Below are 26,444 nucleotides of genomic sequence, written 5' to 3' on the forward strand. Positions count from 1 at the left end.
CGGCGCATGTTGGGGCGTCCGGCGTGAGCGCAATCAGAACAGATTCCGGCGCGGCGATGCAAGCGCTGCCCGAACGCCCGCGCCGGATCGCCGTAAGACTCTGATTTTGAGCGCAGGACGCGCGCGTGGTTCAAACGGGCCGGTGGTCCGCGGGCGGCAGGATGCTGCCGGTGTGCAAGGGCCAGTCGCCCCGCCGGCGATCTTCATAGTAGTGGCGCAGGGTGCGTTCGATGGAGCGGAAGGCGATCTCGCTCCAGGGAATGTCGGCCTCGTCGAACAGCGCGACCTCGAGCGATTCCTCGCCGGGACGGAAGTCGAGGTCGAGCAGGCGTGCGCGATAGACGATGTGCACCTGGCTGATGTGCGGGATGTCGAACAGGGTGTAGAGCTCGCCCACCTGGATGCGCGCGCAGGCCTCTTCCAGGGTTTCGCGGGCCGCGGCCTCGGCGGTGGTCTCGGCGTTCTCCATGAAGCCCGCCGGCAGGGTCCAGAAACCGTGGCGCGGCTCGATGGCCCGCCGGCACATCAGGATGCGTCCCTCCCATTCGGCCAGCGCACCGACCACCACCTTGGGGTTCTGGTAATGGATGCTGCCACAGGCAGGGCATACATGCCGTGGCAGCGAGTCGCCGGGCGGGACGAGGAGGTCCACTTCGGCACCACAGTTCGAGCAGTACTTCATGGAGAGCGTGGCGGGCAATGAATGACCGGATTCTAGCGCGCCTGCGTCCCGCGTGACGATGCGCCCGCGTTCCGCACGCACGCTCCGGCGCACAGGGGTTTTCCCCTACAAACGCCTTGCTCTTGATCCAGATGCTTCACAGCGATCGTGCGCGCACTGTAAAGTCGTGGGCGTTTTGCACGCCGGGGGCTCATTGTGCAGTGCAGCGCCTGAAACGGAAGCCAATGACGAACAAATTCGATTCGAGTCGCTACGAGAAGCTCAAGGCATCTGGCGACCTGCCGTCGCCGCGCGGCGTCGCGCTGGCCATCATCCGCCTGACCCAGCAGGAAGAGGTGTCGATGGCGGAACTGGCGCGCGTCATCCGCAGCGATCCGGCCTTCGTCGGCCGGCTGATCAAGGCCGCCAACGGCATCGTCGCCATGACCCGGCGGCCGGTCGTTTCGGTGCAGGAAGCGCTGATGGTGCTCGGCCTGCCTGCGGTGCGCACCATGGCGCTGGGGTTCTCGCTGCTGTCGAACTACCGCCGCGGCGCCTGCCACGGCTTCGACTACGACGCGTTCTGGTCGGCCTCGCTGGCGGCGGCGCTGGCGGTGCAGGTCTTTGCACAGCGCAACAGGGCCGGGGCGCCGGACGAACTGTTCAGCCTCGGGCTGCTGTCGGATGTCGGCTCGCTCGCGCTGGCCACGCTCTATCCGGCCGAGTACGCGCAGATCCTCGCCGAAGCCCGGCGTTACCCGGAACGACGACTGGCGGACCTGGAGCATCGTGCCTTTGCGATGACCCACACCGATCTCGCCGCGGCCATGCTTGCGGACTGGGGTGTGCCCAAGGTGCTGATCGAACCGGTCAAGCTCTACGAGACCCCCGAACGTTCTGGCGCCACGGCCGGAACCCGCGACTTCATGCTGCTCAACACGCTGGTCGCAGGCCGTCTGCTCGCCGAGTTGTGCCATGCGCCGGAAGCGGATCGGCCGGCGCTGCTGTCCCGCCTGATCGAGACCGCCGGCAAGGTGGACATGAGCGCGGACGAGGTGGTCTCGGCCGGCGATCACATCGTTTCCCTGTGGCGCGACTGGGTGGCGGCGCTGGAATTGCCGGCGGGCAATCCCCCGGTGTTCGCCGACCTGATCGAGGCCGGCGAACGGGACGGGCGGGACGCGGCGTATCCGGCTCAAGTGTCCGACGAGGCTGACGAAGCCGTCGAGCCGGTGCCCGAGGACGACGCTGGTGACAGCCCTGTGCGGGTGCTGGTGGTGGAGGACGATCCGGTCATCCGCGCCCTGTTGCGCGAAGTGCTGGAGGAGTCCGCCTGCGAGGTGCATGAAGCCGCCGACGGACGCAGCGGGCTGGAGATGGCGCTCGAAGTCCAGCCGCACATCCTGCTGAGCGACTGGGCGATGCCGCAGATGGACGGCATGGAGCTGATCCGTGCGCTGCGCGCCACGCGCATCGGCCGCAACGCCTACATCCTGCTGCTGACCGACCTGGAAGAGGACGAGCGCCTGATCGAGGCCTTCGAGACCGGCGTGGATGATTTCGTCGGCAAACCGGTCAAGCCGCGGGTGCTGGCAGCCCGCCTGCGTGCCGGTCTGCGCGTGGTCCGCCTGCAGCAGGAACTCGAGCGCGACCGCGAGGAGATCCGCCGTTTCGCGGCAGAGCTGGCAGTGAGCAACCGGCGCCTGCAGGAGGCCGCGCTCACCGATACGCTGACCGGCTTCCCGAACCGCCGCTACGCCATCGACCGCATCCAGCAGGAGTGGCTGGCCTCGACCCGTAGCGGCCGGCCGCTCTCGTGCATGATCATCGACATCGACAACTTCAAGCGGATCAACGACACCTACGGTCACGATGCCGGCGACAGCGTGCTGCGTGCGGCTGCCGATGCGCTGCGCAGCGCGCTGCGCGGCCAGGACGTGATCTGCCGGACCGGCGGCGACGAGTTCCTGGTGATCTGCCCCGAGACCGAGCTGACGGCGGCACTCAGCTGCGGCGAGCGCCTGCGCGGGGCCGTCGATGCGCTGAAGGTGGCTGCAGGCGATGTGGAACTGCAGGTCAGCATCAGCGTCGGCGTGGCGGTACGCGACACGTCGATGGCGGATCTCGACGCGCTGATGAAGCGTGCCGACGAAGGGGCCTACCTCGCCAAGCAGCGCGGGCGCAATCGCATCGAAGCGATGCAGCAAGAGCGTTAGCCGGGTGCGGGGGCGAATGCCGATGGGCAAGATGAGCGAGGAGATCTTCGTGCGCAACGACGCACCGGTCCGCGCCCTGATCGTGGACGATTCCGAGGACGACACCTATCTCGTGCGAGCCGAGCTCGGCCGCCGCGGTCTGCTCGTCGACTGCCGGCGGGTGGATTGCGCGCTGGACATGGCCGCGGCCCTGGCCAGCGAGGACTGGGACATCATCCTGGCCGACCACGACATGCCCGGCTTCGATGCGCTTGCCGCGCTGGACGTGCTCAAGCGCAGCGGCAAGGACGTTCCCTTCATCATCCACTCCGGGCAGATTTCCGACCGCCAGGCGGTATCGGCCATGTACGACGGCGTGGACGACTTCATCGCCAAGGGCGACTACGAGCGGCTAGTGCCGGTGGTCGAGCGCGAGCTTCGCGGGCTGCGGGCGCGGCGCGCGGTGCGCCACGCGGATTCGCGCATCGAGCAGCTGGCCTATTTCGACGGCCTCTCGGCCCTGCCCAACCATCACCTGTTCTGCAGCAAGGTCGCGGACGCCATTCAGGAGAGCCGCGAACGCGGACGTCCGCCGGGCGGCGCCGTACTGGTGGTCGACCTCGATCGTTTCCTGCGCATCAACGCAAGCTTCGGCTACGAGGCCGGCAACGAACTGCTGCGCCAGGTCGGCCGCCGGCTGCGGGCCGGACTGGGGCCGGAGATCGTCCTGGCCCGCCTGGGGGGCGACGAGTTCGGGGTGTTCGTGCCCGGGGCGAGCGACCGCAGCGCGGTCGAGATGCTCGCCCGCTGGATCGTGCGCAGTTTCGACGAGCCGCTGCTGAAGGACCGGGTGGAGTTGTTCCTCACCGCGAGCGTCGGCATTGCCATGATTCCCACCGACGGCGACGTGGTGCTCGAGCTGTTGATGAATGCCGAGACCGCCATCGGACAGGTCAAGCTTTCGGGTGGCAATGGGCTGCGCTTCTACGAGCGCACCATGAACGCGGCATCCGCCGAACGCCTGTCCATGGAGGCGGACCTGCGCCATGCGGTGGAGCGCGGCGAGCTGCTGCTGGAGTACCAGCCGGTGGTGGCGGCCGCCCAGCTGAAGCCGGTCGGCGCCGAAGCGCTGGTGCGCTGGATGCATCCGCGCCTGGGCAGGTTGTCGCCGGACCGCTTCATTCCGCTGGCCGACGAGACCGGGCTGATCGCCGAGATCGGCGCCTGGGTGCTGTTCGAAGCCACGCGCCAGGCGCGGCAATGGATCGATGCCGGGCATGAACGCGCGCGCGTGTCGGTCAACGTATCGGCGGTCCAGTTCGCCCAGCCGCGTCTGCTAGAGGTGGTGTCCGAAGCCCTGCGGGCGAGCGGCTTGCCGGCGGGCAGCCTGATCCTGGAGATCACCGAGAGCTCGCTGATGACCGACGTGGAGTCGGCCGCCGGCATGCTGCGCGCGCTCAAGAACATGGGCGTGAAGGTGGCGGTGGACGACTTCGGTACCGGCTACTCCTCGCTGTCCTACCTCAAGCGGCTGCCGATCGACATCATCAAGATCGACAAGTCCTTCGTGCGCGAACTGTGCGACAACGCCGAGGACGCGGCGATCGTGCGGGCGATCATCGCCCTGGCGAGCAGCCTGCAGCTGTCCACCATCGCGGAAGGCGTGGAATCCGCCGGCCAGGCCGAAGTGCTGCGCGAGGCGGGCTGCGATTGCCTGCAAGGCTTCCACTTCGGACGCCCGGGTGCCGCCGGGTTGATACGTCTGTAGGGGTTTCTGCAACACTTTTCCGGCGAGATCGGCCGTAGATGCGGCTCGCAGGCACACGAAGCCGCCGAAACTGGCTAAAGTCGGCTTGCGACTTGCCGTTGATGCGATAGGCGGTGAGTGCGCTTGTAAGGAAATTCCCTACAAGCGTTTTCTTTTTTTTGTTACTGTAAATTTCTGATGCCCCTGATGTGCAGCTTATCGGGCTTTCTTCAGAATTCACTTTAACTTCGTGTAGCTAGTCCCTGATAGGGAGCTTATTAATGGACCGCCCCGACTTTCAGGCCGAAATCCGCGAGCTGAACCTCGCCTATCTCATGCTCGCGCAGCAGATGCTGCGCAGTGATCGCGAAACCGCGATGTACAGGCTGGGCATCGGCGCCGAGGTGGCGGACCTGGTGGAGGGGCTGAGTGCCGCGAAGCTGGTACGCATGGCCAGCAGCCAGGTGCTGCTGCCGCGCTTCCGCTTCGACGACAGCTTGCTGGCCGGTTTGATGGCGGGCAACGGGCGCGACGCGACGACGTCCGGCCTGCACGCGGCGATCATCGCAGCGTCGCGTTCGGCCGCAGAGCAGTGTGAGGGAGCAGAACAATGAAGAACAAGAGCATCATCCAGGAAGCCGAGGACATCCAGCGCGCAGTGGAAATGGTGCGTCTGGGTGCCCGCATGCAGATGCTCGAGGCGGAGACCAAGCTCAGCCGCGAACGCTTGCTGAAGATCTACAAGGAAGTGCGCGGCGTGTCGCCCCCGAAGGGCATGCTGCCGTTCTCCACCGACTGGTTCATGACCTGGCAGCCGAACGTGCATTCCTCGCTGTTCATGGGCTTTTACCGCTTCTTCAGCGAGCGTGCCGGGCTCAAGGGGCTGGAATCCATCCTCAAGGCCTACCACCTGTACCTGGACCACATCGAGTCCGACGGCCTGGAGCCGGTGCTCAGCCTGACGCGGGCCTGGACGCTGGTGCGCTTCTATGACGCCGACCTGATCCAGATGGCGCCGTGCACCTGCTGCGGCGGCCACTACGTCGCCCACGCCTACGACCCCACGCAGAACTTCGTCTGCGGGCTGTGCAACATGCCTTCGCGTGCCGGCAAGACCAAGCGCGCGGCGAAGAAGGCCAAGGCCGAGATCGCCTGACGGATCGCTACGCCATACGGTCGATAGCCGCACAAGACACCGGGGCCGCCTGCAATGCAGGCGGCCCCGGTGTTTTTTGGCGATCCGGTTCAAGTTTCACTTTGCAGCGTCGTTAGAAAAACAGTATTTTCACGGGCTGCCGCCGCGGGGGCGGAACAACAGGGGTGCCTGGTGCTACTGATTGTCGGATATGTGATCATCCTTGCCGCATCGGTCGGCACGTACGCGGTTCACGGCAGCCTGATGGCGCTGTGGGTGCCGTTGGAATACCTCGCCATCTTCGGCCTCATGATCGGCGGCTTCGTTGCCAGCAACACCGGCCGCAGCATGAAGGCGACGCTCAAGGCCATACCCTCGGCGCTCAAGGGTTCGCCCTACAACAAGGCCATGTACATGGACCTGCTGGCGATGATGTACGAGATCCTCGCCAAGGTCCGCAAGGAAGGCCTGATGTCCATCGAGAACGATGTGGACAACCCCGATTCGAGCCCGATCTTCTCCAAGTATCCAAGCGTGATGGCCGACCATCACGCCATCGAGTTTCTCACCGACTACCTGCGCATGATGGTGGGCGGCAACCTCAACGCCTTCGAGATCGAGAACCTGATGGACATGGAGATCGAGACCCATCACACCGAGGCGCACGGCCCGGCGCATGGCGTCGCCAAGGTGGGCGACGCGCTGCCGGCCTTCGGTATCGTGGTGGCGGTGATGGGCGTGGTGAACGTCATGGGCTCGGTGGGCGAACCGCCCGCCGTGCTGGGCAAGATGATCGGCGGCGCGCTGGTCGGCACCTTCCTCGGCATCCTGCTTTCCTACGGCTTCGTGCAGCCGATCGCCGGCCAGCTGGAGCAGAAGGTGGAAGAGGGCGGCAAGATCTACCAGTGCATGAAGGTGGTGCTGCTCGCCAGCATGAACGGCTACGCCCCGCAGGTCGCGGTGGAATTCGGCCGCAAGGTGCTGTTCTCCACCGACCGCCCGACCTTCTCCGAGCTGGAGGAGGACATCAAGGCGCGCAAGGGTTGAGCGCCGGGTGAGTATCGCGCCATGTCCGCCGCCTGTCGTCCGCCGCTGTTCCCCGTCCGTTTCGTGGATGCCTGAAGCATGAGCGACGATTCCCAGCAGCCTATCGTCGTCAAGCGCATCAAGAAGGGCGGCGGCGCGGCGCACGGCGGCGCATGGAAGATCGCCTACGCGGACTTCGTGACCGCGATGATGGCCTTCTTCCTGCTGATGTGGCTGCTCGGCTCCACCGCGCAGGGCGACCTGGAAGGGATTGCCGACCACTTCCAGAATCCGATCAAGGTGTCGCTGCAGGGCGGCAGCGGCGTGGGCGACAGCTCCAGCGTGATCCAGGGCGGCGGCGAGGACCTGACCCGTTCGCTCGGCCAGGTCAAGCGCGGCGACGTGCAGGACCGGCGGACGATCAACCTTGATGCGGCCACCGGTCGGCAGCGCGTTCCGCCCGATGTCGACGACCTGCTTGCGCAGGAGCAGCGCAAGGAGCGTGCGCGGCTTATCGACCTGAAGGGGCGCATCGAGGCGATCATCGAGGCCGATCCCGCCCTGCGCCCGTTCAAGGACCAGATCCTCATGGACATCACGCTGGAAGGTTTGCGCATCCAGCTGATCGATGAGCAGAACCGGCCGATGTTCCTGAGCGGCAGCGCCAACGTCCAGCCCTACACGCGCGACCTGCTGCGCGCCATCGGCCGCGCGCTCAACGACGTGCCAAATCGCGTGAGCCTGTCGGGGCATACCGACTCGGCGCCCTACGCGGGCGGCGAGCGCGGTTTCTCGAACTGGGAGTTGTCGAGCAACCGCGCCAATGCCTCGCGCCGCGAGATGCTGGCCGGCGGGTTGGACTCCGGCAAGGTTCTGCGCGTGGTGGGCCTGGCCGACACCATCCACCTGAATCGCGAGGATCCGCGCGATCCGGCCAACCGGCGGATCAGCATCATCGTGATGAACAAGCAGACCGAGGAGGCCTTGCGCGGCGAGGGTGCCGGCCAGCGGTCGGTCGAGGTCGGGGCGGACGCCCCGCTCGGAGGCGGCGCCCTGCTCAATGGCGCGCCGCCCTCGATGCCCTCGACGTCGCCGGGCGGAGCCGGCCTGCCGGCGATCTCGCGCTGAGGCCGGCCGGGCGGGGCCTGCGGTTCCGGCGGGCAAGGCCTAAAGTTCAGCACCCGGCGCGTCGATAAGACCTTGGCGACCTTCCCGATTCCGCGACTGCGTGCGGACTCCGGGGAGCCGACGACCAACCTCGGAACCCAGCATGTCCAGACACATCCTCGTGGTCGACGACTCACTCGCCATCCGGCAGGTGGTCGGCTACACCTTGCGCTCCGCCGGCTACACGGTCACCGAGGCGGTCGACGGCGAGGATGCCTACGACAAGGCCAGTGCCGGCGCATTCGACATGGTGCTCACCGACATCAACATGCCGCGGCTGGACGGCCTGGAACTGATTGCCCGCCTGCGCGCCCACCCGAACTACCGCGCCACGCCCCTGCTGGTGCTGAGCACCGAGTCCTCCGTAGAGGCCAAGGCGCGGGGCCGGGCGGCGGGTGCCACGGGCTGGCTGGTCAAACCCTTCGAGCCGCGGCGCCTGCTCGAACTGACCGCACGCGTGTTGTGCTGAGAACGGGCGGAGCCGACGATGAGTCTCGACATGAGCCAGTTCTACCAGGTGTTCTTCGAAGAGACCGAAGAGCATCTGGCCAGCATCGAAAGCCTGTTGCTGCGCGTCGACGAGCAGCAGCCCTCGGCCGGCGACGTGGCGGAAATCTTCCGCGCGGCGCATTCGATCAAGGGCTCCAGCGCCACCTTCGGCTTCGACGACATGGCGGGGCTCACCCACGAGCTGGAGGACTTGCTCGACCGCGTGCGCAAGGGCGCGCTCGCCCTGACGCGGGCGATGATCGATGCCGGGCTGGAAGCGGTGGACGTGCTGCGCAACCTGCTCGATGCCCATCGCGGCGAGGTCCGCCCGGACACCGAGCGCGCCACGCGGGTGCGCCAGCGCATCGCCGCCCTGGCAGCGGGGACGCCGGGCGTGGCCGTCGCGCCGCAGGCGCCGCCGGTGGAGGACGGCTTCCGCGGGTATGAACTGGCGTTCCGCCTGACGCGGGTGGTGGCCGGCAGCGAACTGCTGGTGGGCAACATGCTCGACGAGCTCGGGCGTCTCGGCGAACTCGCGATCATCGAACGTCCGGACGACCTGCAGCCCGACGGACCCTGGCGTGTGCACCTGCGCACGCGGGCCGGTGAACCGGCGGTGCGCGCAGTGCTCGAACTGGTCACCGATCCGGGAGAGCTGCAGATCGCGGAAACGCTGCTGAGCGCACCGCAGCCGGCAGTGGCGGCACCGGCGACCGAGGAATTCGCAGAGGAAGCCGAGGACGGCAGTTACACCCTGTTCGAGCCTTTTCCGTCTGCCGAGGTGCGACAGCCGCCCCTGGCCGCCGAAGCGCCTCCGGCCCTACCCGCCAGCGCATCGGCCGTGGACGCGCAGGCGGCGGTCGCGGACGCGCCGGCCGGCACCTTGCCCGCAGCGGGCCGGACAGCGCAGGATTCGTCCATCCGGGTCAGCGTCGACAAGGTGGATCAGATGGTCAACCTGGTCGGCGAGCTGGTGATCACCCGCTCCATCCTGCAGGAAGTGGCCAGCCAGGTGGACGCCGAGGTGTTCGACCGCCTGATGAACGGGCTCGGCCTGCTGGAGCGCAACACCCGCGAGCTGCAGGAATCGGTGATGTCCATCCGCATGGTGTCGGTCTCCATGGTGTTCGCGCGTTTTCCGCGCCTGGTGCGCGAGCTCGGCGCCCGGCTCGGCAAGCGGGTCAGGCTGGAGATGGAAGGCGAGCACAACGAGCTGGACAAGAGCCTGGTGGAGCGCATTGCAGACCCGATCACGCATCTGGTGCGCAATGCGCTCGACCACGGCATCGAGGCGCCGGCGGTGCGCCGGGCCGCAGGCAAGCCCGAAGAGGGGCGGCTGGTGCTGCGCGCCGCGCACCAGGGCAGCTACATCCTGATCGAGGTCGAGGACGACGGCGCCGGCCTGCCGCGGGACCGGATACTCGACAGCGCGCGGGCGCGCGGACTGCAGGCGCATGAGGGCATGAGCGACGGCGAGATCTGGCAGCTGATCTGCGAACCCGGCCTGTCCACCGCGGATGCGGTCACCGAGCTGTCCGGGCGCGGCGTGGGCATGGACGTGGTCAAGCGCAACATCGTCGCCCTGGGCGGTCAGCTGGACATCCGCTCCACGCCCGGGCGCGGCACGCGCATCGGTGTGCGCCTGCCGCTCACCCTGGCCATCGTCGACGGGCTCACCGTGGGCATCGGCGACGAGCTCTACGTGCTGCCGCTCGGCTTCGTCGGCGAGACCCTGCAGGTGCAGCCCGAGGCGGTGATCAAGGTCGGCGGCGAAGCGCGCATGATCCGCGTGCGCGGCGACTATCTGCCGGTGCTCGAACTCGGCCGGGTACTCGGCGTCGAGGGCGCGCAGACCGACTGGTGTGCCGGCATCATGGTGCTCATCGAAGCCAACGGCGTGCGCGCGGCGCTGTTCGTCGACAGCCTGATCGACCAGCAGCAGGTGGTGATCAAGAGCCTGGAAGATCACTTCCGCCGCCTGCCGGGCTTTTCCGCCGCAACAGTGTTGGGCAATGGCAAGGTGGCGCTGATACTCGACGTCGCGGTGCTGGTCGAACGGCTGCGGGCCGGGCAGACGATGGCCGCCTGAGCGCGGCTCGCACGGCGGGCCAAGGCGCTACAGATGCCCGTCCGGCTGCCGTAAACCTGCTTGTAGCCCCGTAACGACAAAGCCGACATGACCCACGATCCGTCCGTTTCCGCCGCCAGTGCCCAGCCGGGACCCGCGCCGCGGGAGTACCTGAGCTTCATGCTGGCGGATGAAACGTATGCGATCGATATCCTCGCCGTGCGCGAGATCCGTGCCGACGAGCCGACCACCCGCATCGCCGGGGCGCCCGATCACGTGCGTGGCGTGCTGAACCTGCGCGGGGTCATCGTGCCGGTGGTCGACCTGCGCCGGCACTTCGGGCTGGGCGCCACAGCCGCTGGCGGGACCACGGTGATCGTGGTGCTGGAACTGGAAACGCGGCTGGTCGGCATGCTGGTCGATGCGCTGAACGACGTGATCCCCTTGCGCGAGGAGGACATCCGTCCGGCGCCGGAGCTCGCTTCCGCGGCCGGCGCCGGCTACATCCGCGGGCTGGTTGTAGCGGACGGCCGCATGTTGATCGTGCTCGACGTCGTCGGCCTCCTGCAGTCGCCCGAGATGGCGCTGTTCGGCCCACGGGAGGAAAGCTGAGATGTGTCCGCACCGCTACCCCGACACAGGAGCCGGATCATGAAGTGGCTCGACCGACTTTCCCTGTCCGCCTGCCTGATGCTGCCGGTGGCTGCGGCCGCGGTGCTCGCTGCCCTGGCCGTGCCGGCGCTGTCGGCGAGTGGGGCAGGCGGCATGACCGCGCTGCTCGGCGGCCTCCTGCTCGCGCTCCTGCCCGCGCTTGCGCTGGCCGCCTGGCTGGCGGGGCACATGCGCGCGCGACTCGCGCAGGCCCGCCGGGTGGCCGGGGAGGTAACGGAAGGGCGCTTCGACGCCCGTCAGACGATCGACGGCCGCAACGAACTGGGGCGCCTGCTCGCCGCGCTCGGTAGCATGCAGCGCAGCCTCGCCCAGCGCTGCGATGCCGAGCGGGCCGAGGCCGAAGCCAACCTGCGCATCCGCAATGCGCTCGATACCGCCACGGTGAGCATGATGCTGGCCGACGCGGACGGCGTGATCACCTACATGAATGCTTCCGCGCACAACATGCTTGGCCGTGCCGAGCGCAGCATGGGCGGCAGCCTGCCCGGCGGCGTGCGTGCCGCGGACATCGTCGGCAATACCTTCGACGTCTTTCATCGCAATGCGCCTTCGCAGCGCGAGCGCATCGCCGCGCTGCGTACGACCTACAAGGCCGAGATCCGCCTCGGCGAGTTCACCTTCCAGCTGGTGCTCAATCCGGTGCTCGATGCAGACGGCCGGCGCCGTGGCACCGTGCTGGAGTGGTACGACCGTACCGACGAGGCGGCGCTGCGCGGTGCGCTGGGCGATCTGATCGACCGCGCGGCCTCGGGCGATTTTTCCGGCCGGGTGCCGCCGGAGGGCAAGAGCGGCTTCTTCCTGCAGCTGGCCGAGGGCCTGAACCGGCTGATGGGGGTGATCTCGGGCAGCGTGGAGGAGGTGGCGCGGGTGCTCGACGCGGTAGCCCGGGGCGAGCTGACCGAGCAGATCGCCGGCGAGTATCGCGGCACCCTGGGCCGGCTGAAGGACGACACCAACGCCACGGTGGCGCGGCTGCGCGAGGTGGTCGAGCGCATCAAGGAGTCGGCCGAGACGATCAGCGCGGCCTCGCAACAGATCGCCGCGGGCAACGGCGAACTCTCCGCGCGCACCGAGGCGCAGGCCGGCTCGCTGGAGCAGACCGCCAGTGCGATGGAGGAGCTGAACGCCACGGTGCACCAGAACGCGGACAATGCGCGGGTGGCGCAGGAACTGGCGGCCAGCGCGAATACGGTGGCCGAGCGCGGCGGGGCGACCATGCACAAGGTGGTGTCCACCATGGGCGACATCCAGAGCGCGGCGCGGCGCATCGAGGACATCATCGGGGTGATCGATGCGATCGCCTTCCAGACCAACATCCTGGCGGTCAATGCGGCGGTGGAGGCGGCGCGCGCGGGCGAATCGGGGCGCGGCTTCGCGGTGGTGGCGAGCGAGGTGCGGGCGCTGGCCAAGCGCAGCGCGCAGTCGGCGCGCGAGGTGAAGGGGCTGATCGCCGACTCGGTGGGCAAGGTCGAAGGCGGGGTGCGGCTGGTCGATGAGGCGGGGCGCACGATGGAGGAGATCGTCGAGGCCTTCCACCGGGTCTCGGGGCTGGTGAGCGGGATTGCGGAAGCCAGCCGCGAGCAGAGCCTGGGCATCGAGCAGGTGACCGCGGCGGTGGGGCAGATGGACGAAATGACGCAGCACAACGCGGCGCTGGTGGAAGAGGCGGCCGCGGCGGCGGCCAGCCTGGAAGAACAGGCCCGCGGCCTGGTCGAGGCCGTCGGGGTGTTCACCACCGCGGCGCCGGCCGATGGGCGACGGGTGCGCGCATGAGCGCGGCGCGAAAGGCGAGAAAGGATCGAGCATGAAGCACAAGCAAGCAGTGACCGGCAATGAAGTCGAGGTCCAGCTGCGCCACGTGATCGTCTCGCGCACCGACCCCGATGGCCGCATCACCTATGTAAACCGCGATTTCATCGAGGTCAGCGGTTTCGCCGAGGCCGAGCTCATCGGCGCCGATCACAGCATCGTGCGCCACCCGGACATGCCGGCGGCGGTGTTCGAGGACATGTGGTGCGACCTCAAGGCCGGCCGGCCGTGGTCCGGGCTGGTCAAGAACCGTTGCCGCAACGGCGACCACTACTGGGTGGTGGGCAACGTGGCGCCGATCATGGAGGACGGCCGCATCGCCGGCTACATCTCGGTGCGCGGGCGCGCCCCGCGCAATCGCATCGACGAGGCCGAGGCCGCCTACCGCAGCTTGCGCGAGGAGCCGGACAGCGGCCTGGTGGTGCGCCACGGGCGGGTGGTCTCCAACGGACTGGCGGCGCGTTTCGCGCGCTGGTACCGCGACATCACCCTGGTCGGCAAGCTGTGGTGGTCGCTCGCCCTGGCGATGGCGCTGGTGCTCGCGCTGGCGGCCGTCGGCTGGCAGGGCAGCGCCGCCATGCTGGCCGACCTGCTTGGCCTGGCCGATCCGGGCGGCGCCGGAAATGCAGCGCTGCGGCAGGCGGCCCAGGCGCGCATGGATGACATCCGCCTGCTGCTCGGTGCCGGCGTGCTGGCGATCGCAGCGGTGTGCGGCGGGCTGATCTGGCTGGTCGCCACCACCATCACCCGTCCGCTGGCGGAGGCGCGCAGCGCGCTGGAGAAGCTCGCCGCGGGCAATTTCCAGGGCGAGTTCTCGGCCATCCGCAACGACGAACTCGGCCGCCTGCTGCAGTACCTCAAGTCGATGAAGATCCGCCTCGGCTACGACCTCGAGGAGCGGCGGCGGGTGGCGGCCGAGAACCTGCGCATCCGCCAGGCGCTGGAATGCGTGGAAACCAATGTGCGCATCGCCGACATCGACGGCCGGGTGATCTACGCCAACCCGGCGCTGCTGCGCACCCTGCGCCGCGTGGAGGCGGAGATCCGCCGCGACCTGCCCGGCTTCGACGCCTCGCGCTTCGTCGGCAGCAACATCGGCGAGCTGTATCCCGACCCGCAGGCCGCAGTGCGCCGGCTCGCGAGCCTGCGCGAGCAGGCGCGCATCGACATGAAGATAGGCGGGCGGCACTTCGTGGTGACCACCAACCCGATCATCGATGGCGCCGGCAGCATGCTGGGCACCGTGGGCGAATGGCGCGACCGCACCGAGGAGCTGATGGTCGAGGCCGAGCTCACCGGCCTGGTGGAGAGCGCGGCTTCGGGCGACTTCTCCGGCCGGGTGCCGCCGGAAGGCAAGAGCGGCTTCTTCCTGCAGCTGGCCGAGGGCCTGAACCGGCTGATGGGGGTGATCTCGGGCAGCGTGGAGGAAGTGGCGCGGGTGCTCGACGCGGTGGCGCGTGGCGAGCTGACCGAGCAGATCGCCGGCGAGTACCGCGGCACCCTGGGCCGGCTCAAGGACGACACCAACGCCACGGTGGCGCGGCTGCGTGAGGTGGTCGAGCGCATCAAGGAGTCGGCCGAGACGATCAGCGCGGCCTCGCAACAGATCGCCGCGGGCAACGGCGAGCTCTCCGCGCGCACCGAGGCGCAGGCCGGCTCGCTGGAGCAGACCGCCAGTGCGATGGAGGAGCTGAACGCCACGGTGCACCAGAACGCGGACAATGCGCGGGTGGCGCAGGAACTGGCGGCCAGCGCTAACACGGTGGCGGAGCGCGGCGGGGCGACCATGCACAAGGTGGTGTCCACGATGGGCGACATCCAGAGCGCGGCGCGGCGCATCGAGGACATCATCGGGGTGATCGATGCGATCGCCTTCCAGACCAACATCCTGGCGGTCAATGCGGCGGTGGAGGCGGCGCGCGCGGGCGAATCGGGGCGCGGCTTCGCGGTGGTGGCGAGCGAGGTGCGGGCGCTGGCCAAGCGCAGCGCGCAGTCGGCGCGCGAGGTGAAGGGGCTGATCGCCGACTCGGTGGGCAAGGTCGAAGGCGGGGTGCGGCTGGTCGATGAGGCGGGGCGCACGATGGAGGAGATCGTCGAGGCCTTCCACCGGGTCTCGGGGCTGGTGAGCGGGATTGCGGAAGCCAGCCGCGAGCAGAGCCTGGGCATCGAGCAGGTGACCGCGGCGGTGGGGCAGATGGACGAAATGACGCAGCACAACGCGGCGCTGGTGGAAGAGGCGGCCGCGGCGGCGGCCAGCCTGGAAGAGCAGGCCCGCGGCCTGGTCGAGGCCGTCGGGGTGTTCGATGTCGGCGGCGCTCCGCCCGTGGCGTCGCAGCCTGTGGCGAAAACGCCTGCCGCAGGAGCCGGCCGTGTTGCTAAACTGGCGTCCCGGCCGGCGACGGGGGCTGCACGCCCCGCGCGCGGCGCACCGTTGCCCAAGGTCCGCAAGCTCGCTTCGGTGAGGAAAGCCTTGCAGGATGAATGGGAGGAGTTCTGAGCATGACCACCGGCGATCGACCCCGCGCACCGTTGCGGCCCCCTGCGGTTGCCCCTGCGCGACCGGCCACGCCGGCCCGGCCTGCCAGTCCGCCGGCCTCGTCCACCGCGTCCAGGCCGGCGGCTCCGCCTCCGCGGCCTGCCGCACCGGGTGGCCTGCAGTGGCCGAGCATGCCTGCGCCGGTGGCCCGCGACCGCGAATTCGAGTTCACCGCGGCCGACTTCGAGCGCGTGCGCAAGCTCATCCACCAGCATGCCGGCATTGCGCTGTCGCCGGCCAAGCAGGACATGGTCTACAGCCGTCTCGCGCGGCGCCTGCGCAGCTGCGGTGACAAGACTTTCGCGCAGTATCTCGAGCGCCTCGAGCGCGACCGCGGCGAGTGGGAAACCTTCGTCAACTCGCTGACCACCAATCTCACCTCCTTCTTCCGCGAGGCGCATCACTTCGACATCCTCGCCGACCATCTGCGCAAGCTGGCGGAAAAGGAGAAGCGGCCGATCAAGATCTGGTGCTGTGCGGCGTCCACCGGCGAGGAACCCTATTCACTGGCGATCACCGCCTGCGAGGCCTTCGACACGCTCAATCCGCCGGTGCAGATCCTGGCCAGCGACATCGATACCAACGTGCTCGCGCAGGGCGAACGCGGGGTGTTCCGCCAGGACCGCGTCGAGCGATTGTCGCCGCAGCGCATCCAGCGATACTTCCTGCGCGGCGCGGGCAGTCAGGACGGCCAGGTGCGGGTGCGCCCGGAACTGCAGCGGCTGATATCCTTCCGCCGCATCAACCTGCTCGATCCGGTCTGGTCGGTGCAGGGGCCGCTGGATGCGCTGTTCTGCCGCAACGTGATGATCTACTTCGACAAGCCTACCCAGTACGGCATCCTCAAGCGCTTCGTGCCGCTGCTGCGCCCCGAGGGGCTGCTGTTCGCCGGGCATTCGGAGAGCTTCATGCACGCGGCGGACCTGTTCCGTTCGCTCGGCCGGACGGTCTACAAGCGCGCCGACGGCGTGCGGGGCTGAACGGGCGCACGCCGGGGTCCAGATGACGATACGGGTGCTGATCTGTGACGACTCGGCCTTGATGCGGGCGCTGCTGTCGGAACTCATCGGCCGACAGCCGGGGATCGAGGTGGTCGGTACGGCGGCCGATCCGCTGGTGGCTCGCGAATTGATCCGCACGCTCGCTCCCGACGTACTGACCCTGGACGTCGAGATGCCGCGCATGAGCGGCCTGGAGTTCCTCGCGCAGCTGATGCGCCTGCGGCCGATGCCGGTGGTGATGGTTTCCAATCTCACCGAGAGCGGCTCCGAGGCCAGCCTGCGGGCGCTCGAACTGGGCGCGGTCGATGTGCTGGCCAAGCCGCAGAATCGCTCGCCGCAGGCCATGGAGGAGTATGCCCAGCGCCTGGGCGAGAGCCTGCGCGCGGCCAGCCAGGCGAGGGTGGGGCGTGCGCCGCTGCCCCGCGCCGCGACGCCTGCATCCGCACCGCCCACCGCGACGCGCAGCGCCCCGGCGGCGTTGCCGCGGACCGGCAACGGCCGGCTGGTGTTCATCGGCGCCTCGACCGGCGGCACCGAGGCGATCAAGACCGTGCTGCTCGGCCTGCCGGCGAGCATGCCGCCGATCTTCATCGTCCAGCACATGCCGGAGATGTTCACCGCGTCCTTTGCGCGCCGGCTCGACGGGATCTGCGCGCTGCACGTCAAGGAAGCCGAGGACGGCGAGAAGGCCCAGCCCGGTATGGTGTATCTGGCGCCCGGGCATTCGCACCTGTCGGTGCAGCGCATGGCCGGCGGCGGCTGGCAGTGCCGGCTGGCGCGCTCGGAGCCGGTCAACCGCCACCGCCCGTCGGTGGATGTGCTGTTCGATTCGGCGGCGCAGGTGGGGGCGGCTGCCGTGGGCGTGCTGCTCACCGGCATGGGCAAGGACGGCGCCCGCGGCCTGTTGTCGATGCGCAGCGCCGGCGCGTGGACGATGGCCCAGGATCAATCGAGCTGCGTGGTCTACGGCATGCCGCGCGAAGCGGTGAGCATCGGCGCGGCCTGCGAGGTGGTGCCGCTCGGCGAGATCGCCGCCCGGCTGCAGCAGCGGCTCAGCGGTGTCCGCGGCACGATGACCGCGTGAATCCTGCCTCGCCCGGGGCAGTCAGCGCGCTGAAGCGACGGAGCGAAAGCGCGAGGAATGGCGGCGATATTGCCGTCTATTCCTCAAGTGGTAGCGGTGCACGGCCGATACAATTCAGTACAGGCGCCAATAGGCGTTGCCAGGGCGCGGCCGCCCCACCGTCAGCCGCGATCCGTCGTCGGGCCTTTTCATTCGGGAAGTGATTGCCATGGGAGCCATGCTCATCAGTGTCGCAGCGGGCCTGCTCGCCGCCCTCGGCGGCATGGCGGTGTCCGCGCTTGCGGGCGCCCCCAACCTGCCGACGCTTATCGCCCACGGCGGCATCGGCCTGCTGGTGTTCGCGCTGACCTGGCTGGGCTGGCGCCATGTGGTCACCGCGCCGCTGGCGCGTTTCGGCGAGACCCTGCAGGCCATGCAGCGCGACGGCGACCTGTCGCGCCGTGCCGAAGTCGGTGCCGGGCCGGTGGGCGCGTGCACCGCGCGCTTCAATGCGCTGATCGAGAGTTTCCAGGGCATCGTCGGCAAGGTGATCTTCGATGCCCAGCGGGTGGCCGACACCGCGGACCAGTTGTCCTCCCATGCGGGTGCGGTGGCGGACGGCTCTGCGCAGCAGCGTGCGGCGTCCGAGAACATGGCGCGCGCGATCGAGGACATGACCGGCGGGGTCGCCGCCGTGGCCGACCACGCCAGCCTGACCGCGCAGAACGCCCAGCAGGCGCGCACGCTTTCGCTGGAGGGCGCGCGCATCGTCACCCAGGCGTCCACCGAGATCGAGCGCATCGCCCGCTCGGTGGAGCAGTCCGCGCAGGTGATCTCGGCGCTCGGCGAGCGCTCGGAGGCGATCAGCGGCATCGTCAAGGTGATCCGCGAGATCGCCGACCAGACCAACCTGCTGGCGCTCAACGCCGCCATCGAGGCCGCCCGCGCGGGCGAGCAGGGCCGCGGTTTCGCGGTGGTGGCGGACGAAGTGCGCAAGCTGGCCGAACGGACCTCGGGTGCGACCACCGAGATCAGCACCATGATCGCCGCGATCCAGGACGAGACCCGCAGCGCCATCGAATCGATACACGGCGGCAGCGAGCAGGCCCGGGCCGGCGCCGAACTGGCGCGGCAGGCGGCCGGATCGCTGGAACTGATCAACCAGGGCGCGCAGGAAACGATGGAGAAGATCGACAGCATCGCGGTCGCCATCGCCCAGCAGAGCCGCGAGGCGGAGAACGTCACCGGCTACGTCCGCCAGATCATGGACATGGTGGAGCGCAATTCGGAAGGCGCCACCGAGACCCTGAACGAAGCCAAGAAGCTGGAAAGCCTGGCCGCGAACCTGCACGAGATCAGCAAGGTGTTCCGCCTCGGCGCGCAGGGCGAGCAGGCGATGGCGGTGCACAAGCGCATGCCGGCGCTGGTGCAGCAGGCTGCCGCCGAGATCGGCGCATTGCTCGAGCGGGCCGTGGCCTCGGGGCAGATCGCCGAGAAGGATCTGTTCAACGACCAGTACCGCCCGATCGCCAACACCCGCCCGCAGAAGTTCAACACCGCCTTCGACACGCTCACCGATCGCCTGCTGCCGCCGCTGCAGGAGCCCCTGCTGGAGCGCAACGGAGAGATGGTCTACGCGATCGCCTGTGACCGCAAAGGTTACGTGCCGACCCACAACAAGCGCTTCTCGCTGCCGCTGACCGGTGACTACGACAAGGATTTCGTCGGCAACCGTACCAAGCGGGTGTTCGACGACCCGGTAGGCAAGCAGTGCGGCGCGCACCAGTTGCAGTTCCTGATCCAGACCTACCGGCGCGATACCGGCGAGATCATGCACGACATCTCCGCGCCCATCTACGTGAATGGCAGGCACTGGGGCGGGTTCCGCATCGGCTACCGTGCCTGAGGCTGCATGAGCGGCGCCGACGATGCGAGAATGGCAGACGCTAAAGAAAACGACGTAAGCTGTCGATAAACTCAATAACCCGGCGGCGGCCGGCCAATCCGGCAACTGCGAGCCCGCTTCAGCGGAGATGGAAATGTCCGAACTGTTCAAGAATATCGATGCCCGTAGCAAGCTGGCGGGAACCAACAAGCTGGAGATCCTGCTGTTTACGCTCGGCACGGATCAGCGCACCGGCCGGCGCGAGACCTTCGGCATCAACGTGTTCAAGGTTCGCGAGGTGATGCGCACCCCGGCGATCACCGCCGCGCCCGAGATGCCCTCGTCGGTGGAGGGCATGGTCAGCCTGCGCGGTGTGCTGGTGCCGGTGGTCGACCTCGCCAAGTACGTGGGCATCGGTGCGGACACGCCGCGCGACATCATGATCGTCACCGAATACAACGGCCACACCCAGGGTTTCCTGGTCGAGGCGGTGGATACCATCCTGCGCCTGGACTGGGCGCAGATGCGCGTGCCGCCCGACATGCTGGTGGCCAACATGGGCGGCCTGGTCACCGCGGTGACCGAACTGCCGGGCAACAAGCTGGTGATGATGCTCGACGTCGAGAAGGTGCTCTCCGAGACCACGCGCTACGACGACGAGTTCATGTTCCAGAACATCGAGCCGCTGGCCCAGGAGCATGGCGAGCACACCGTGTACTTTGCCGACGATTCCTCGGTGGCGCGCAAGCAGATCACCCGCACGCTGGATGCGCTGGGGGTGCGCTATGTCAGTTCCGTGAACGGGCGCGCCGCGTGGGAGGAACTCAAGAAGGTCGCCGCCTACGCGGAGTCGAGCGGACGCAAGGTCAAGGACCTGGTCAGCCTGGTGCTCACCGATGTCGAGATGCCCGAGATGGACGGCTACATTCTGACCAAGAGCATCAAATCCGATCCGCGCTTCGAAGGCGTTCCGGTGATCATGCACTCCTCGTTGTCCGGCATGTCGAACCAGAGCCTTGGCAAATCGGTCGGTGTAGACGAGTACGTACCCAAGTTCGAGCCGCAGCGCCTGGCAGGCACGCTGCGCCGCCTGCTCCACGTCAAGGGCGCTCCCAAGGACTGAGACCGAGGTAATCCATGAAGCTCGACAAACCCGAAAACACCTTCCTGGAAGCGGTCGATGGGCGCACCATGCTCGCCGGCTCGAACCGCATGGAAATCCTGCTGTTCTCGCTCGGCACCAAGGAAACCTTCGGCATCAACGTGTTCAAGGTGCGCGAAGTGTCCAAGACGCCCTTCATCACCCGCGCACCCAACATGCCGGGCGGGGTGGAAGGCCTGATCTCGCTGCGCGGCAACGTCATTCCGGTGCTGTCGCTGGCCAAGGTGCTCGGCATCGCGGCACCCGGCGACGCGCTTGGCGGCTCGATGATGGTCACCGAATACAGCAAGCGCACGCTCGGCTTCCTGGTCGAGGAGGTCGACCGCATCATCCGTGTCGAGTGGGACAAGGTGCGCACGCCCGAGAACGTCTCGTCCAGCGTGCACAACTTCATCACCGCGATCACCGAACTGCAGGACGGCGGACTGGTGTCCATCCTGGATGTCGAGACCATCCTCGCCAACACCTTCGGTGAGGCGGTGATCGGCAATATCGCGCCGATTGCCGGCGGTCACGAGGTCAACGTCTTCTTCGTCGACGACTCCGCGGTGGCCCGGCGCAAGATCGCCGAGGTGCTCGACAAGCTGGGCGTCAAGCACAAGCACGCGCAGAACGGACTGGAAGCCTGGACCCGCCTGGAAGGCATGGCCAGCCATGCGCAGCAGACCGGCCGGCCGCTGGCCGAGGAGATCGACATGATCCTGGTCGATGCCGAGATGCCGGAGATGGACGGTTATGTGCTGACCCGCAACATCAAGAACGATCCCCGCTTCGAGGGTATCCCGGTGGTGATGCATTCCTCGCTCTCGTCCGAAGCCAACCGGGCGATGGGAAAACGGGTTGGCGTCGATGCTTACGTGGCAAAATTCGACGCGGACGTGCTGGCCGATACCCTGCGCCCCATGCTCAACCGCGGACGCTGAACGCTTCGGCCGCAGCAAGAAAACCGGAGATCGAACAATGGCTGACCCCAAGATGAAATTCCTCGTAGTCGACGACTTCTCGACCATGCGCCGCATCGTGCGCAACCTGCTCAAGGAACTCGGCTACACCAATGTCGACGAAGCGGAAGACGGCGCCGTGGCGCTGCAGAAGCTCAACAGCGCGCAGTTCGACTTCGTCGTCACCGACTGGAACATGCCCAACATGGATGGCCTCACGCTGCTGCAGACCATCCGCCAGACCCCGCATCTCAAGCATCTGCCGGTGCTGATGATCACTGCCGAGGCGAAGAAGGAAAACATCATCGCCGCCGCGCAGGCAGGTGCCAGCGGCTACATCGTCAAGCCGTTCACCTCGGCGACGATGGCCGAGAAGCTGGAAAAGATCTTCGAGAAGCTCGGCAAGAACGCAGTCGCCTGAGCCGGGCCCGGAAAACGAACAAGGGAGTTTGCAGATGGCGAAGAAGCTGAAGTTCGACGAGTCGGGTGATTCGGACGATCTCCAGGCCCTGTTCGACAGCATCGCCGCCAGTCCGGCCAAGCCGGTGGTGCAGGTGGTCGAGCCGGCTGCCAACAGCGATGACGGAGACAACGACGAGTTGCAGGCCCTGTTCGACGCGGTAGCGGGGCAGTTCGACACCGTGCCGGAGCCGGCGCCTGCCGTGGCACCTGCACCGGCGCAAGCCCCGGCAGCGGCAGCGGTCAAGGCGGACCCGAGCCCCGAGGCGGTGTTCCAGCGCATCGGCCAGATGACCCGCCAGGTGCATGACACCTTGCGCGAGCTCGGCTACGACGACGCGTTGCAGGAAGCCGCATCGGCGATTCCCGATGCGCGCCAGCGGCTGAACTACATTGCCCAGCTCACCGAACAGGCCGCCAGTCGCGTGCTCAACGCCACCGACATCGCCCGTCCGATCCAGGACAAGGTGGAAACCGATGCGGCGGCCCTGCAGGCACGCTGGGACAAACTGTTCGCCAACCAGTTGTCGGTGGACGAGTTCAAGACCTTGAGCACCGACACCCGCCAGTTCATCGGTGGCGTCGCCGAGAGCAGCCGCGCCACCAACGCGCAGCTGATGGAAATCATGATGGCGCAGGATTTCCAGGATCTGACCGGCCAGGTGATCAAGAAGGTCATCGACATGGCACAGGCGCTGGAGAGCCAGCTGCTGCAGGTGCTGCTCGAGGTTGCTCCGTCCGACCGGATGACCGAAAAGCACGCCGGCCTGATGAACGGCCCGGTGATCTCCGCCGAAGGACGCGACGACGTCGTCACCAGCCAGGAGCAGGTGGACGACCTGCTCGAGAGCCTCGGCTTCTGACCGGCGGACCAGCATGAAACGCCAGCCGCAACGCATGCTGCGGCTGCAAGGGTACGGCGCAGACCGTGCCGCGAAAGAGGAGCAAGAGGATCATGAGTGACTTTGCCGGCATGGAAGAGTTGCTGCAGGACTTTCTGATCGAGGCGGGTGACCTGCTCTCGGGTGTCGACAACAAACTCGTCGACCTCGAACGCGCGCCCGACGACCGCAGCCTGCTCAACGACATCTTTCGCGGTTTCCACACGATCAAGGGTGGGGCCGGGTTCCTCAATGCCACCGAACTGGTGACGCTCTGCCACCTGACCGAGAACCTGTTCGACAAGCTGCGTAACGGCGAACTCGAGATCACCCCCGAGGCGATGGACGTGATTCTCGCCGCCACCGGTTCGGTACGCGACATGTTCGGTTTCCTGGAGCAGGGCGTCCAGCCTCATGCGGCCGATCCCGCGTTGATCGCCAGTCTCAAGCAGGCGATCGCCGGAGAACTTGGCAGCGCCAGCGCGCAGTCCGAGCCTGCGGTCGAGGTTCAACCGGCTGCCGCGGGCGGCAGCGAGCCCGACTGGAACAACCTCTTCAATGCGGTGACCGGCCTGCCCGTGCCGGTCGCAGGCAAGCCGGAAGCGGCCGCGGCGCCCGCCGACAAGCTGCCGGCGGCCCCGGCCAAGAGTTCGGAAGAGGTGATCCAGCAGGCCATCGGCCGCCGCGTCACCGACAAGCCGGGTTCGTCCGCACCGGTCGGTCGTCGCGACAGCGAGAAGACCCGCGACAACTCGATCCGCGTCGACACCGCGCGCCTGGACCAGGTGCTCAACCTGTCCGGCGAGATCGGCCTCACCAAGAACCGTCTCAACGCGCTGCGCAGCGACATCCTCAACGGCCTCAACGACACCGAGACGCTGCACGCGCTCGACGTGGCGGTCAGCCAGCTCGACCTGCTGGTCTCCGACCTGCAGAACGCGGTGATGAAGACCCGCATGCAGCCGATCGGCCGCCTGTTCCAGAAATACCCGCGTATCGCGCGCGACCTGGCGCGCAACCTGGGCAAGGACGTCGAACTGGTGCTCGCCGGCGAGGAAACCGAAATCGACAAAACGATGATCGAGGACCTCTCCGACCCGATCATCCACCTCATCCGCAACGCGGTGGACCATGGCGTCGAGTCCGCCGCGGATCGACGTGTGGCCGGCAAGCCCGAGAAGTCCATCCTCAAGCTCGAGGCGCGCCAGGAAGGCGATCACATCCTGATCATGGTGGCCGACGACGGCCATGGCATGAACGCCGAGAAGCTGCGCGCCAAGGCGGTGGAGAAGGGCCTCATCACCGATGAGGAAGCCAACACCATGGACGAGCGCCAGAGCTACAACCTGGTGTTCCTGCCCGGCTTCTCGACCGCTGCGCAGGTGTCCGACGTTTCCGGTCGCGGCGTCGGCATGGACGTGGTGCGCACCAATATCCAGAAGCTCAACGGCTCCATCGAGATCCGTTCGCAGCTCGGCAAGGGCACCACCTTCATCATCAGCCTGCCGCTCACCCTGGCGATCCTGCCGGTCTTGCTGGTACGCCTGGGCGAGCAACCCTTCGCGGTGCCTCTGTCGATGGTGCGCGAGATCCTGCCGATCGAGATCGAGCAGGTCCAGGAAGTCGGCGGGCGTGCCACCATGGTGGTGCGCGGCGAAGTGCTGCCCATCCTGCCGCTGTCTTCGATGCTCGGCTGGCCGCAGGAGCGGCCGCCCGAATACGGCGTGCTGATGCACACCGCGGAGCTTTCCTTCATTCTCGCCATCGACAGCTTCGCAGGCCGCGAGGATGCGGTGATCAAGTCGCTGGACGACTTCCGTCCCAAGGGCGTGGCCGGCGTGACCACCCTGTCCAACGGGCAGATCGTGCTGATCCTCGACATGAAGGAGCTGCTCGGCGGTGCCGGCGAGTTCCGCGGGGTGACGCGCTCGGCGCTGTTGCAGGGCGGGTCGATGCCCACCGTCACGAGCTGATCGCCTGCGTGCCGTTCCGTTGCCCGAGGCGGGAAACCGTCACGGGCACCGGCAAAAAGTCCGCTTGTTCCCCTTTGCCCCCTTACCTAGGATGAAGGCACGGGGTCGCCTTGTGTACCCCGTGAGGGGGCAGCGTGGCGGATTTCGATTTCGATCACTGGCGCAGGCTTGCGGAGCAGGACCCGGAAGCCTACTTCCGAGCCCGCCGTAGCGCGATCGAGCGCTTCATCGGCACGCATCCGGCAAATGAAGCCCGGCGCTTGAGGGAAATGCAGGGCTATATCGACTGTGTGCGCCTGTCGGCCGGCACGCCGATGAATGCCCTGCTGACCGTCTCGAAGCTGATGGAAGAACATCTCGCCGCCCTGGGCGAGCAAAGCGTCGCGCTGCGCGAAGCCACCGAGCGGCTGGATGCCGCGGTGGCCCACCTCGATCGCCTGGAACGCATTCTCTGACAAGCGCCCGTTGCGGGAGCGCCTACTCGGTCAGGACGAGCAGCTTGGCGAAGGCTTCCTCGAACTGCCGCAGTCCGTCGGCCTGAAGCGTCTCGCCGACTGCGTCCATGTCCACCCCCAGTTCGTCCAGTGCGCGAAAGCACGCCGCTGCGTGCTCGGTGCCTTGGGACAGGGTGTCACTCACCTTGCCGTGGTCGATCAGCGCCGCCAGGGTGGCGTCCGGCAGGGTGTTGACCGTTTCCGCGCCGATCAGCGCTTCGACATAGAGCAGATCGCTGTAGGCCGGGTTCTTGGTGCCGGTGCTCGCCCAGAGCATGTACTGCGGCCTCGCCCCGGCTGCGCGCAAACGCTCGAAGCCTGCCCCGTGGAAGCGCTCGCGATAGCGTTCGTAGGCCAGTTTGGCCATGGCGACTGCGCTGTGGCCCAGCCAATCGCGCGCCGGTCCGCCCTGGGTCTCCAGTTGCTTGTCGACCAGGGTGTCCACACGGCTGAGAAAGAGGCTGGCTACCGACATCACCCGCGTGAGATCGCCACCGGCGTCGCGCAGGCGGTCGAGCCCGCGAAGATAGGCCTCCGCTACCGCATCGACATGGGCGAGCGAGAACATCAGGGTCACGTTCACGCTCACGCCTGCGGCGATCAGGTCCTCGATCGCGCCCAGGCCGGCGGGGGTGGCCGGCACCTTGATCAGCAGATTGTCCCGGCCCACGGCCTGGCGCAGGCGCAGGCCGGCCGCTACCGTACCGTCGCGGTCATGAGCAAGCGCGGGGGATACTTCCAGGCTGACATAGCCCATGTCGCCGCCGCTCGCTTCCCAGGTGGGGCGGAGCAGATCGCAGGCCGACTGCACGTCGGGGATCACCAGGGCTTCGTAGCGTGCCTCCGCGCTCAGCGGCTGGGCCCGCAGGGCCGCGAGGTCCTCCTCGTAATACCGTCCGTCCGCGATCGCCTTGTGGAAGATCGCCGGATTGGTGGTGATGCCGCTGACGCCGTCGTCGTGGATGAAGCGGCTCAGGTGGCCGTCCCGGATCAGCGAGCGGGAGAGATTGTCCAGCCAGATCTGCTGGCCGAGTTCGCGGACTTGAAGCAGGCGGTTCATCGGGGTTCTTCGTTCGGACA

General features: G+C 67.6%; 22 protein-coding genes. 20 read left to right on the forward strand and 2 right to left on the reverse strand.

What is annotated here, in order from left to right:
* Positions 1-130: 130 nt before the first annotated feature.
* Positions 131-682 (reverse strand): NUDIX hydrolase, encoded by a 552-nt coding sequence (locus IAI53_RS05015; RefSeq protein ID WP_187717960.1) that lies wholly within the window; start codon positions 680-682, stop codon positions 131-133.
* 224 nt (positions 683-906) lie between these two features.
* Between IAI53_RS05015 and IAI53_RS05020 the strand changes: the two genes are divergently transcribed.
* The 20 genes from IAI53_RS05020 to IAI53_RS05115 all read left to right on the forward strand — a co-directional run bounded on the left by IAI53_RS05020 (position 907) and on the right by IAI53_RS05115 (position 25,325).
* On the forward strand, positions 907-2,877 hold the full coding sequence (locus tag IAI53_RS05020) for a diguanylate cyclase (RefSeq protein WP_187717026.1): 1,971 nt from the start codon (positions 907-909) through the stop codon (positions 2,875-2,877).
* A gap of 31 nt (positions 2,878-2,908) precedes the next feature.
* Positions 2,909-4,624 carry a putative bifunctional diguanylate cyclase/phosphodiesterase gene (locus IAI53_RS05025; RefSeq protein WP_225433136.1) on the forward strand — a complete coding sequence of 572 codons (1,716 nt, stop codon included), beginning with the start codon at positions 2,909-2,911 and terminating at the stop codon, positions 4,622-4,624.
* A 260-nt stretch (positions 4,625-4,884) separates the two neighbouring features.
* Positions 4,885-5,217 (forward strand): flagellar transcriptional regulator FlhD, encoded by a 333-nt coding sequence (flhD, locus tag IAI53_RS05030; RefSeq protein ID WP_187717028.1) that lies wholly within the window; start codon positions 4,885-4,887, stop codon positions 5,215-5,217.
* Entirely contained in the window at positions 5,214-5,759 is a 546-nt protein-coding gene (gene flhC, locus IAI53_RS05035) for a flagellar transcriptional regulator FlhC (protein ID WP_187717029.1), read from the forward strand. The genes flhD and flhC overlap by 4 nt, the downstream gene beginning before the upstream one ends.
* A gap of 171 nt (positions 5,760-5,930) precedes the next feature.
* Positions 5,931-6,785 (forward strand): flagellar motor stator protein MotA, encoded by an 855-nt coding sequence (gene motA, locus IAI53_RS05040; RefSeq protein WP_187717030.1) that lies wholly within the window; start codon positions 5,931-5,933, stop codon positions 6,783-6,785.
* Between the two features lie 78 nt (positions 6,786-6,863).
* The gene (gene motB, locus IAI53_RS05045; protein WP_187717031.1) at positions 6,864-7,892 is read left to right on the forward strand and encodes a flagellar motor protein MotB; all 1,029 of its coding nucleotides are present in this window, start codon (positions 6,864-6,866) and stop codon (positions 7,890-7,892) included.
* 142 nt (positions 7,893-8,034) lie between these two features.
* On the forward strand, positions 8,035-8,400 hold the full coding sequence (locus IAI53_RS05050) for a response regulator (RefSeq protein ID WP_187717032.1): 366 nt from the start codon (positions 8,035-8,037) through the stop codon (positions 8,398-8,400).
* Between the two features lie 18 nt (positions 8,401-8,418).
* Positions 8,419-10,509 carry a chemotaxis protein CheA gene (locus tag IAI53_RS05055; protein ID WP_187717033.1) on the forward strand — a complete coding sequence of 697 codons (2,091 nt, stop codon included), beginning with the start codon at positions 8,419-8,421 and terminating at the stop codon, positions 10,507-10,509.
* An 87-nt stretch (positions 10,510-10,596) separates the two neighbouring features.
* Positions 10,597-11,100 (forward strand): chemotaxis protein CheW, encoded by a 504-nt coding sequence (locus IAI53_RS05060; protein ID WP_187717034.1) that lies wholly within the window; start codon positions 10,597-10,599, stop codon positions 11,098-11,100.
* 39 nt (positions 11,101-11,139) lie between these two features.
* Entirely contained in the window at positions 11,140-12,933 is a 1,794-nt protein-coding gene (locus IAI53_RS05065) for a methyl-accepting chemotaxis protein (RefSeq protein ID WP_187717035.1), read from the forward strand.
* Between the two features lie 31 nt (positions 12,934-12,964).
* Positions 12,965-15,466 carry a methyl-accepting chemotaxis protein gene (locus tag IAI53_RS05070; RefSeq protein ID WP_187717036.1) on the forward strand — a complete coding sequence of 834 codons (2,502 nt, stop codon included), beginning with the start codon at positions 12,965-12,967 and terminating at the stop codon, positions 15,464-15,466.
* A 170-nt stretch (positions 15,467-15,636) separates the two neighbouring features.
* Positions 15,637-16,485 (forward strand): CheR family methyltransferase, encoded by an 849-nt coding sequence (locus IAI53_RS05075; protein ID WP_187717037.1) that lies wholly within the window; start codon positions 15,637-15,639, stop codon positions 16,483-16,485.
* Positions 16,486-16,507: 22 nt separating this feature from the next.
* Positions 16,508-17,590: a protein-glutamate methylesterase/protein-glutamine glutaminase gene (locus IAI53_RS05080; protein WP_187717038.1), complete on the forward strand. Its 1,083-nt coding sequence runs from the start codon at positions 16,508-16,510 to the stop codon at positions 17,588-17,590.
* Between the two features lie 208 nt (positions 17,591-17,798).
* The gene (locus tag IAI53_RS05085) at positions 17,799-19,475 is read left to right on the forward strand and encodes a methyl-accepting chemotaxis protein (RefSeq protein WP_187717039.1); all 1,677 of its coding nucleotides are present in this window, start codon (positions 17,799-17,801) and stop codon (positions 19,473-19,475) included.
* Between the two features lie 133 nt (positions 19,476-19,608).
* Positions 19,609-20,577, forward strand: a complete 969-nt coding sequence (locus IAI53_RS05090) for a chemotaxis protein (protein WP_187717040.1) — start codon at positions 19,609-19,611, stop codon at positions 20,575-20,577.
* A 14-nt stretch (positions 20,578-20,591) separates the two neighbouring features.
* Positions 20,592-21,539 (forward strand): chemotaxis protein, encoded by a 948-nt coding sequence (locus tag IAI53_RS05095; RefSeq protein WP_187717041.1) that lies wholly within the window; start codon positions 20,592-20,594, stop codon positions 21,537-21,539.
* Between the two features lie 37 nt (positions 21,540-21,576).
* A complete protein-coding gene (gene cheY / locus IAI53_RS05100; RefSeq protein ID WP_187717042.1) occupies positions 21,577-21,978 on the forward strand; it encodes a chemotaxis response regulator CheY in 402 nt (133 codons plus the stop codon).
* A 34-nt stretch (positions 21,979-22,012) separates the two neighbouring features.
* A complete protein-coding gene (gene cheZ, locus IAI53_RS05105) occupies positions 22,013-22,879 on the forward strand; it encodes a protein phosphatase CheZ (RefSeq protein ID WP_187717043.1) in 867 nt (288 codons plus the stop codon).
* Positions 22,880-22,971: 92 nt separating this feature from the next.
* A complete protein-coding gene (locus IAI53_RS05110; protein ID WP_187717044.1) occupies positions 22,972-24,870 on the forward strand; it encodes a chemotaxis protein CheA in 1,899 nt (632 codons plus the stop codon).
* Positions 24,871-25,004: 134 nt separating this feature from the next.
* Positions 25,005-25,325 carry a DUF3135 domain-containing protein gene (locus tag IAI53_RS05115; protein WP_187717045.1) on the forward strand — a complete coding sequence of 107 codons (321 nt, stop codon included), beginning with the start codon at positions 25,005-25,007 and terminating at the stop codon, positions 25,323-25,325.
* Positions 25,326-25,347: 22 nt separating this feature from the next.
* Here IAI53_RS05115 and tal read toward each other — a convergent pair whose 3' ends face one another.
* Positions 25,348-26,424, reverse strand: a complete 1,077-nt coding sequence (gene tal, locus IAI53_RS05120) for a transaldolase (protein WP_187717046.1) — start codon at positions 26,422-26,424, stop codon at positions 25,348-25,350.
* Positions 26,425-26,444 lie beyond the last annotated feature (20 nt).

Origin of the sequence: Thauera sedimentorum (assembly GCF_014489115.1) — a bacterium.
Lineage (GTDB): Bacteria > Pseudomonadota > Gammaproteobacteria > Burkholderiales > Rhodocyclaceae > Pseudothauera > Pseudothauera sedimentorum.